Raw genomic sequence first — 8,949 nt, 5'->3', positions numbered from 1 at the left:
GCGAGCTCCCACAAGCCGTCCGGAACAATCCAACTCCACGTACCCCGCCCCATGAACAGACCAACGAGCGATCACCACATAGGACATCGTCTAAGGTCGCGCCAGCGGATCTTGTGCAGATACGGAGGTGCCAGCATGGATGACAGCACAACCCCTCGCCGAGGCCGGCCTCCGGGGCCGCGGACCGCCGAGGGGGAGCTGACGGACCGCCAAGCGGCGATCGTCCGCTACATCACGGAGACGGTCGCCCGGCAGGGCTACCCGCCGTCGATGCGGGAGATCGGCCAGGCCGTCCGACTCGCCAGCACCTCCTCGGTCGCCCACCAGCTGACGGCGCTGGAGCACAAGGGCGTCCTCTACCGCGACCCGCGCACCCCGCGCGCCTACCGGGTCCGGACTTCCTGGGCGCCCGAGCTGAGCAGCAGAGGCGACACGGCCGTCCAGGTCCCGCTCGTCGGGACGATCGCCGCCGGCGCCCCGCTGCTCGCCGAGGAGACGTTCGAGGACGTCTTCGTGCTGCCCCGGCAGATGGTTGGCGACGGCGACGTCTTCGCCCTGACCGTCTCCGGCGACTCCATGATCGACGCGGCGATCTGCGACGGCGACATCGTCACCGTCAAATGCCAGGACAGCGCCGACCACGGCGACATCGTCGCCGCGCTCCTGGACGACGCGGCCACGGTGAAGGTGCTGCGCCGGCAGGACGGACAGGTGTGGCTCATGCCACGCAACCCGGCGTACGACCCGATCCCCGGCGACGACGCACGCATCCTCGGCAAGGTCGTCGGCGTCCTGCGCGTGCTGTAACGGCGCGGCCCGCGGCGTCGGCGCCTGGGTACGGTCCCGAGGCTCTGGGGATGTCCCTGGCGAGCCGCAGACCTACGCTGAAAGCCCCGCAGGAGGTCGTCCTGGTGCCGCCCTTCGTTCTGCCTGCCCCGCTCGCTCTGGCCCGCGCAGTAACCGACGTGCCCGAGTCCCCGGGCTGGGCCCTCGAACCGAAATGGGACGGTTCTCCAGACACTTGAAGTTGTCTCATCCGAGTGACATCGCGGCATCTCCCAGCACACCTCTGACCGGCGCCGAAAGACTGCACGTTGCCAGAGTGGTGACGCATACCTGTGGGGTCACGTGCAGCTGTTCTTCACCGACCAGCGGAAGGTTTGGAAGGTCGGCCAGGTCGCTGGATTGAGTCACGCAGAGCTGTCAGCTCTGTTCGCCCGGCGTCTGGTGCCTTCGGGTACGCCGATCCTGCTGGATGCGGCGATGCGCCCGGTCGAGCCGGTGTCGTCGTGGTTCCGGTCGCTGGCGCTGGAACGCAAGGACGCCAAGACGATGCGGTCGTACGCGTACTCCGTGCTGATGCTGCTGCGGCCGGGCCGGCAATCCCCACAGCCGCGGCCGATGCGCTCACTGCGTCCTCGCCGAGCGGGTCAACGCCCTGCTGGCCGGGCCGGGCGGCACGGTCACCCCACAGCTGCAACCGCTCGCGACCGCGCTGGCGGACGCACCCTCACCGTTTCCCGCCATCCAGTGGCTCAAGGAGAGCCCGAACACCGAGCTCCTCGCCCAGCTCACGGCCGAAGGCCACACGCTCAGCCATGAGTTGTTGGACGAGCTCCCGCCCAGCCGGAACCAGCGCTACGTCCGTCAACTCCTGGTCCACACAGGTATCTTGGAAGAACGCAACGAGGACCTCGAACGCATTCCCGGCTGGCTGGAGCACGAGCTCGCGGACAAGTCAGCCGCGCACGGCAACCTCGCCCGCCCGTTCCTGCACTGGTTTCTACTCCGGCGAGCACGCCAGCGGGCCGCCATCCGCCGCCATCCCGCCTCCTCCGACCGCGACCTGCGACGCCGCGTCAGCGTCGCCCTGGACTTCTTGTCCTGGATAGACCAACGCGGCCTGCGCCTCGACAAGCTCGCGCAGGAGCACATCGACGACTGGATCGCCGGAGCCACCAGCCAACGCCGCTACCTCATCCGCTACTTCCTGAAATGGACCACGAGCCGCCGGCTCACCTGCGAACTCACGGTCCCCTCCATCCCGAGGCAGGAACCCCAGAACCTGCTCGACGAGGACGATCGGTGGCCGCTCCTCCAACGTTGCCTGACCGACGATGCCCTGCCTGCGGACGTCCGGGCCGCCGGCGCGATCACCCTGCTGTTCGGTCCGTCCACCGAACGCCTCTGTCATCTGACGCCCGAGCACCTCAAGCTCAGCGACAAGGGCACCCACCTCGTCCTAGGCCGCCACCCCGTCCTGCTGCCTCCACGGCTCGCCCAGCTCCTTCGCCACCTCGCCGAACAGCCTCAGCTACGGCCACAACTCTCGCGAGTTCACCCCGGCCCTCGGTGGCTTTTCCCGGGCATGGTCCCGGGCAAGCCGATCTCGACACACGGCATGACAAAGAAGCTCAGCCGGCACGGCATCCCGGTCCGCACCGCGCGCAACGCCGCGCTGGCCACTCTCGCTGCTGATCTACCCAGCCCGATCCTCGCCGACGTGACCGGGATGCACCGCCACACCGCGCTCCGCTGGGTCGCCTACGCCAGACGTGACTGGGCCGAATACCTCGCAGCCCGCCGAGGACGAGGCTGAGAGGCGAGAGGGAAGGAAATAAGCCGGGCCGCTCCCGCAATATGGACGACGGCTGGGATGCGCGCCGCCGCGACAAGGTCAACGACCGGACCCGCTCGATTCGAGGGGTGCCTGGTCTTGGCCGTGACTGCACCCCGCCTGGGCGCGCTCCGTTAGCGTGAACTGCCGCCAGCGGGCGGGAGTTCGGGGCAAGGAGGCGTGATGGCTGTAATGCTGTACTACCCGTTGGTGAAGCCGCCGACGGAGATCCTGCACCAGGCACTGCTCTATTGGGACGGCATCGCGACTATCGTGCCGCGGAGTCCAGAGGTGTACGACGTCGCCGTGCCCGAGCAGCTGAAGGAGCTGCGGGATCGGGACCTGTACTTCCCCCTGGCCTTCGATGAGGGCGCCCTCGCGGCGGGTGAGGGTGAGCGCTCTGGGGCCTGGTCGGGCTGCACCCTTTTCAGCGAGAGTCCGGCCGCCCAGGTTCTGCGGCAGGAATTACGGCGGATGGCTGCAAGTTCCGACCGGCCCCGGCTTCCGTCCCCACCGGATGCATTTCTTTACCAGGGCAAGGTCAGCGGCTGGCTGGGGCAGGAACTCCTCTCTCTCGGCTTGGCCGAGCGATGGGAGGAGGACTACTGGTGCCTCGCTCTCCCGAAGGAGGCGCAGCTGTTGGTCATCGGTACCCTGGCCCGCGACCTCGCCACTAGAATCGAGTTCTCCCCGTACACCGATCACACGCAGGCGCACACCCGCGCTCTGCGCGGCCCCATCGAGAACCGTGTCCCTTCCTGGGAGGTGGAGATCGGTCGCCTGCTTCCCGCCCCCGGCACCCCGGCCAGCGCCGTCCTTGCTTTCAGAGACCGCCACGCTGACGAACGGCAGCGACTGATGCGGGCCCTCCATCGTCTGCTTGGTGATCTCCGCCGTGATTACGAACACCCTTCCGACGTCCTGGCCCAACTCCGCCGCGAGATCGAGCAGTCTGTCCAGGATTACCGTGGAGCAGCCAAGAGCAGCCGGATGGCATGGGTGACGCGGTCAGTCACGGTGACCATTGCCCTGGCCGCCGCCGCGGGGAGCGTCGTCGAGCCCGGTCTCACTTGGGTTTTGGGAGCGGTTGGTGGCTACGCCCTGAACGTAGCCACTCGGGAGATCCGTCCCTTGACCAGCTTCCGTGATGACCACGACTTCAGCTATCTGCACAGGATCGAAAGAACGCTGACCTGACACCTCCCGGGCAGGGACGGGCCGTGTCCGGGAACGGTGAATAGCGCACAGTCGGAATAACCCCCTCCCGCCAGTAATCCGCGAGATCACCAAGGAAGCCCTCACCGAGTACTTCGGCACCCCGGCAGTGAAGTCGGTCAAACGCAAACTCGATCCCGACCGGCCCACCGCCCACTGGTGGATCATCGCACCGGTTGCCCAGGCCATCGAAACCGCCATGCGCCTGTCGATGAGCGACACCCTCGCCTTCGCGGCGGTCACCCCGCGCTTCCACGGCAGCGGCTTCACCAGCCAGACCGCCATCAGGTGCTTCATCAAGCACGTCAACCGTCACCGGAGAATCACCGGCCTTGCCGAGATCCCTCCCAGCAAGGTCACCCCGCACATGTTCCGCCGGACCATGGCCATGCTCACCCGCGACTACCCCGGATCAGAAATCGCCGTCGGCATGCAGCTCAAACACGCAGCCACCCGAGCGCTGGCCAATCGCTGGACCCAGGGCTACATGGATCACGACCCCTCCTGGGCCCGCCTCCTCACCACCGCCATCGCCGAACGTCGGTTCCAACGCCTGAGGGACCTTTTCGACGCCGACAGCCGCGGCGAGGCTACCGGCTTCGGGCCCGGCGCTGACCAGATGCGTTCGGCCTTCGCTGCCGTCCGAGAGAAGGCCGAAGCCCTCCGAGCGAGTGGAAAGGCCCCGCGAGGGGACATTCGCGTCGAACACGGCCTGCTCAAACGCACGCACCTATCGATCCGGTTCGGAAAGCTCAACCACTGCACCCTGGACGAGAACAATCCCGCCGGCGCGAAGTGCCTCGAAGGCGCCATCGTGCCCCCAGGGCACCGAGGGCCACTCATCGACCGCTGCCAGCCCGCACGCTGCGGCAACAGCATCATCGCCCCGGAGCACCTGCCCATCTGGCAGGCCGAGTACGCCTCCCTTACCAAACTGCGGAGCCTCCCCGCACTACCGGCGAACCGCAGAGCCCTGATCGACCAGCAGATCCGCGACGTCGAGAGCGCGATCACCAAGGCGGGAGAAACATGACCGCCTCAACCCGGCCCGGTCTCTCACCCACTGCCGAGAAGGCCCTTCGAGAGGCCATGCACACCATCGGAGCCCTCGCCAACACCCCACTGCTCACCCTGCAGCGACTACTCGGCAAGACCACCGGCCGGGAGATCGCCGACCGAGCCCGCGGCCACGACCTCCGCCCCGTCACCCCCGGAGCCGCCCCCGCCTCCCGCACCGCCCGCCACGACTTCCCGCACGACGAACTCGACCCCGGACAACACCGCCGCGCCCTCCTCGCCCTGGCCGAACAACTCGGCGCCGACCTCCGCCACACCCGCGACGCCGCCGGCACCCTCACCCTCGACATCCGCTACGCCGACCGCTCCCACACCACCCGCACACGCACCCTGCCCGAAGCCACCAACCACTCCGCCGCCCTCACCCAGGCCGCCTACCGCATCTACGACCACCTCGCCCTTCAGCGCGCACGCGTCCGAACCATCACCCTTCGCGCCTCCGGACTGCGCCCCGCAGCCGACGCACACCAGCAACTCCTCCTCGATGCGAGCGATGACAAATCACGCCAGCTCGAGAAGGCGGCCGACACCGCCCGCGCCCGCTTCGGACCCGACGCCGTCTTCCCGGCCTCCCTGGCCCCCTCACCCTGAACCACCCGCGCTCCGCGAACTCCACCGCACGGCCTCCCGGGCAAGTCCCGCGCCCCTACGATGCGGTGGTGCGGAACACCAAAGCGTTCAAAGAAGCCGTCGCCGAAACCCTCGCCGAACTGGCCCGCCGGGGTGTGACCCTCGCTCCCGCGACGGTCGAGGACATCATCGAGCGCAACGTGCAGGCGGTGGCCACCCAGCTCGGCATCCAGGTGAGATCAGCCTGGCGCTACTTCGACGCCTCCGTACTCGCCGACAGCCTCGCCCAGAGCGTGCGGGAATTCGAAGCCAGCAGCCCCGACGGAGGGGTCGGGCAAGCACCCCTGCCGCCGCAGGTCAACCCCGAGCTGGCACTGATCCTCGCCGGCGTGCCGGATGCCCTGGCCCAATCCGGCGGCGACCTGTACGCCGTCATCCTCAACGTCGCCGTCAACGCATGGATGGCCGGCCACCTCCACGGCGAAGACGGCTGCGAGGGATGCGACGGCAGCCGCGGCCCCACCGGCCACGACTGGCAGGCCCGCATGCGCACCCTCACCGAGATGCAGCCAGACATCACCAAGTGGTTCGACCGCACCGTGTGGACCACGGCGGTCAACGACGCCGGCTACACCGTCACCCGCCGCTGACCGCGAACGCTGGGTGAGCCACGTAAGTCACGGGCGGGAGCCTCGGGCTGATGTCAATGGGTCATGAAATGAAGGCGCCGTTACAGAAGGCGTCGTCACGAGCCAGGGCCCGATAGGTCACCCCTTCCCATCCGTTGAGCTGGTGAGCGAGACGCGAATCGGCTTCGGCTGACAGGTACGCCCGGACCATGTCCTCGCCGCCCGTGTCCAGCATCTCGGTGAGCTGCCGGCGGATGTTGCTCACGATGCGGTTGGCCTGAACTGCGAAGAGCCGGGCCAACCCGAAGAGTGCGAAATGGTGGCGGGCCCGGTCGACGAGGACTTGCTCCCAGGCGGGTGGAGGGCTGACGAAGAAGTCGAGCCAGATCGGGCTACTGTCCGCGACCCTCGCTTCCAGCCAGGAGTCGTCGTCGACACGGTCCAGGTACGGATGCAGCGGGGTGGTTTCGGCTCCGGAAGGCAGCCCTTCTCCCTTGGCATGGTTGCAGTCACGGCAGGCTGGCACCAGGTTCAGCGGATCTACGCACAGTGCGGGGAACATTCTCTTGGGCAGGAAGTGATCCAGCGTGCTGACCACACCATGGCCGCACAGGGGGCATCTCTCGTCCAGGGGAGCAGTTTTGATCCGGTTGTAGATGGCGCGTCCGTCCTGGTTCGTGACCATGCCGTACTCATAGACCCACCGCACGACGTTGCCTGCCGAGATGCCCGGCACGGTGAACTCAGCACTGCTCAGCTCATGCATCCGGCCTTGCCGAGCAGCTTGCCGGAATCGCTCGCCTGCAGCCTCCACGCTGTCACCCGCGGCTTCCAGCAGGCTGCGCCGCTGCTGATCCCTGGTACCGCGCACGCACGTGTCGTAGCTCTCCCGGGTCCGAAGGGCCGGCGGGTCGAGGGGCCACATCAGCGGCGCCCGTCCACGGCCCGGTACGCCAGGAGGATCCGGACCAGTCCCTTCGCCTCCCCGCCGAACTGTCCCCGGAAGCGGTCCAGGACCTGATCGTAGGATCCCAACTCGTCAACGGCCTTGGCGATCTCGGCGTGGAATCCAGACTCTCTGACCTCCAGACCGAAGATCTCGTGAGTGAGCACCCCAACGTTCTCCCCGTAAGTCTCCAGAGAGGGGCGCACCGGCGGGTGGCGGTCCCAGCCGCTGACTTTCCACACGCAGGAACGAGGAACTTCCTGCAGCACCACGGGGGAGTGGGTACCGATCAAAGCGACGCCGTTGCGGTCGGTCAGCAGATCCGACAGAGCCCTGATGAACGACGCGAGCAATGGTGGATGCAGGTGGGCTTCGGGCTCGTCCAGGAGCACGAGGGACTGCTCCGCCACGGTCTCCACCAGCCGTGTGACGGTCAACAAGACGATCGCGTGCCCTGAGCTGAGGCGAGTGAAGAACAAGCGAGCATCTCGCTCGTCCTGCTCAAGAAAATACGTGCGCCGCTGCACCGAGCGGGCGAACCCATGGATGGGGGAGTCGCAGAAGTACGGGTCGCTGCTCAGCGTGTCCAGGGCATCTATCCACCGACCGATCCGCCCGGCAGCCTTGACCTCCTTGACACTCTTGACGAACTCAGTGCTCAGGTCGTCGTACGACTTGCGCTCCCTGGTGGGGCGCCCGAAGACATCGACCTTGGCCAGTCCCACATACGTGTACGACACGGCTGCTTCGACCGGATCAGCGGGCAGCTGCTCGCCGGGAACATCTTTGTCCTCATCCCACCCCTTCTTGACCTTCGGGCGGTCCTCGTCGTCCCCTGTCCCCGTCTCGACGCCCTCATGAGCGGGGTCGAAAGCGCTGAACGTGACGGATACGACGTTCGTAAACGATCCACCCCCATCACCGGCCCAGACGATCTCACCAGCGTCGCCGGACTCCCCGCTCGGGTTCACCACTGCCGCGCCGATGTTGCTCAGCAGCGTTGTCTTGCCCACGCCATTGCGACCTATCAGAACGTGGATGTTGGTCGGAGGACGAGAGTGCGGTGTCACCGAGAAAGACAGTCGCTCCACTTGTGTCTCGGTGTCCTCCGGGGACACGTAATCGAAGTGATAAGCCGTCAGCCGGCGCCCGCCCTGCGTGATGCGACGGAACTGGCCCTCAGCCGTCTGCGGCTCGACGCTGCGCAGAGGAAAATACGCTCGACGACGGCGGCCTGGGCGGTGAGTTCGTCCTTCGAACCGCGGTGCTGCCGCCCCGGCCGACCGCTGGCGAGCGGCACGAGGCCGGTGAGGGCGATGAAACTGTCGAGCTGCTGAATGGCCCACGAGGGGTCAGCGATCGTTGTCACGAACCAACCATGCCCGACTGGTCGTATTGTCCGCCAACACGTATTTACTGGACCTTGATCGGCCGATGAATCCCCCCAGCTGGGGCAACACGGCTGTTGTTCGGTGACTTGCGCGCATAGATCTCCTACCTGCAAGAGTCCGCTCCAGCGAGAGATGAAGAGGCGCAACGAACTGGCGGAAGAAGCGCCGGCAAGGACTCAGTCGTCCAGCTCCACCGCATCGTGACCTGGGCCAAGAAGGCGGGCTGCCTCGACAAGGTCGTCGTCATCCAAATCGATCTGGGTGAGGAGTCCGAGTGGCCGGGCGTCCGCGAACTCGCCCAGCGTCAGGCGGAACGGTACGGCTTGGTCTTCCATGTCCTGCACGCCGAAGGCGGACTGCTCGGTCTCGTTGAAAAGCGCGGCATGTGGCCAGACGCCGCCCGCCGGCTGTGCACAGTTATCTGCACCTCTTCTCCTCGTTGATCGCGGTGTTGGTCATCACGATCAAGGAGAGCGAAGTGGATCTACGTCACGAACTGATGGA

10 protein-coding genes are annotated in these 8,949 nt (G+C 66.9%); 6 read left to right on the top strand and 4 right to left on the bottom strand.

The window, feature by feature from the left end:
- Positions 1–135: 135 nt before the first annotated feature.
- The 6 genes from lexA to AB0D59_RS50925 all read left to right on the top strand — a co-directional run bounded on the left by lexA (position 136) and on the right by AB0D59_RS50925 (position 6,129).
- On the top strand, positions 136–807 hold the full coding sequence (gene lexA, locus AB0D59_RS50950) for a transcriptional repressor LexA (RefSeq protein ID WP_362580014.1): 672 nt from the start codon (positions 136–138) through the stop codon (positions 805–807).
- Between the two features lie 865 nt (positions 808–1,672).
- Positions 1,673–2,599, top strand: coding sequence for a hypothetical protein (locus tag AB0D59_RS50945; protein ID WP_362580011.1), 927 nt, complete (start codon positions 1,673–1,675; stop codon positions 2,597–2,599).
- 201 nt (positions 2,600–2,800) lie between these two features.
- Positions 2,801–3,814, top strand: a complete 1,014-nt coding sequence (locus tag AB0D59_RS50940; RefSeq protein WP_362580008.1) for a DUF6236 family protein — start codon at positions 2,801–2,803, stop codon at positions 3,812–3,814.
- A gap of 127 nt (positions 3,815–3,941) precedes the next feature.
- Positions 3,942–4,865, top strand: a complete 924-nt coding sequence (locus AB0D59_RS50935; RefSeq protein ID WP_362580005.1) for a hypothetical protein — start codon at positions 3,942–3,944, stop codon at positions 4,863–4,865.
- Positions 4,862–5,500, top strand: coding sequence for a hypothetical protein (locus AB0D59_RS50930; RefSeq protein WP_362580002.1), 639 nt, complete (start codon positions 4,862–4,864; stop codon positions 5,498–5,500). The genes AB0D59_RS50935 and AB0D59_RS50930 overlap by 4 nt, the downstream gene beginning before the upstream one ends.
- Before the next feature lie 68 nt (positions 5,501–5,568).
- Positions 5,569–6,129: a hypothetical protein gene (locus AB0D59_RS50925; RefSeq protein WP_362579999.1), complete on the top strand. Its 561-nt coding sequence runs from the start codon at positions 5,569–5,571 to the stop codon at positions 6,127–6,129.
- 61 nt (positions 6,130–6,190) lie between these two features.
- Here AB0D59_RS50925 and AB0D59_RS50920 read toward each other — a convergent pair whose 3' ends face one another.
- The 4 genes from AB0D59_RS50920 to AB0D59_RS50905 all read right to left on the bottom strand — a co-directional run bounded on the left by AB0D59_RS50920 (position 6,191) and on the right by AB0D59_RS50905 (position 8,789).
- Complete coding sequence (locus AB0D59_RS50920) at positions 6,191–6,979, bottom strand: HNH endonuclease signature motif containing protein (protein WP_362579997.1); 789 nt, start codon at positions 6,977–6,979, stop codon at positions 6,191–6,193.
- 53 nt (positions 6,980–7,032) lie between these two features.
- Complete coding sequence (locus AB0D59_RS50915; protein WP_362579994.1) at positions 7,033–8,067, bottom strand: AAA family ATPase; 1,035 nt, start codon at positions 8,065–8,067, stop codon at positions 7,033–7,035.
- Between the two features lie 125 nt (positions 8,068–8,192).
- Positions 8,193–8,423, bottom strand: a complete 231-nt coding sequence (locus AB0D59_RS50910) for a hypothetical protein (protein WP_362579991.1) — start codon at positions 8,421–8,423, stop codon at positions 8,193–8,195.
- A gap of 198 nt (positions 8,424–8,621) precedes the next feature.
- A complete protein-coding gene (locus tag AB0D59_RS50905; protein WP_362579988.1) occupies positions 8,622–8,789 on the bottom strand; it encodes a hypothetical protein in 168 nt (55 codons plus the stop codon).
- Between the last annotated feature and the right edge of the window lie 160 nt (positions 8,790–8,949).

Source organism: Streptomyces sp. NPDC048417 (genome assembly GCF_040651615.1).
In the GTDB taxonomy this organism is placed as follows: Bacteria; Actinomycetota; Actinomycetes; order Streptomycetales; family Streptomycetaceae; genus Streptomyces.
This window is presented reverse-complemented; position numbering and strand designations above follow the sequence as displayed.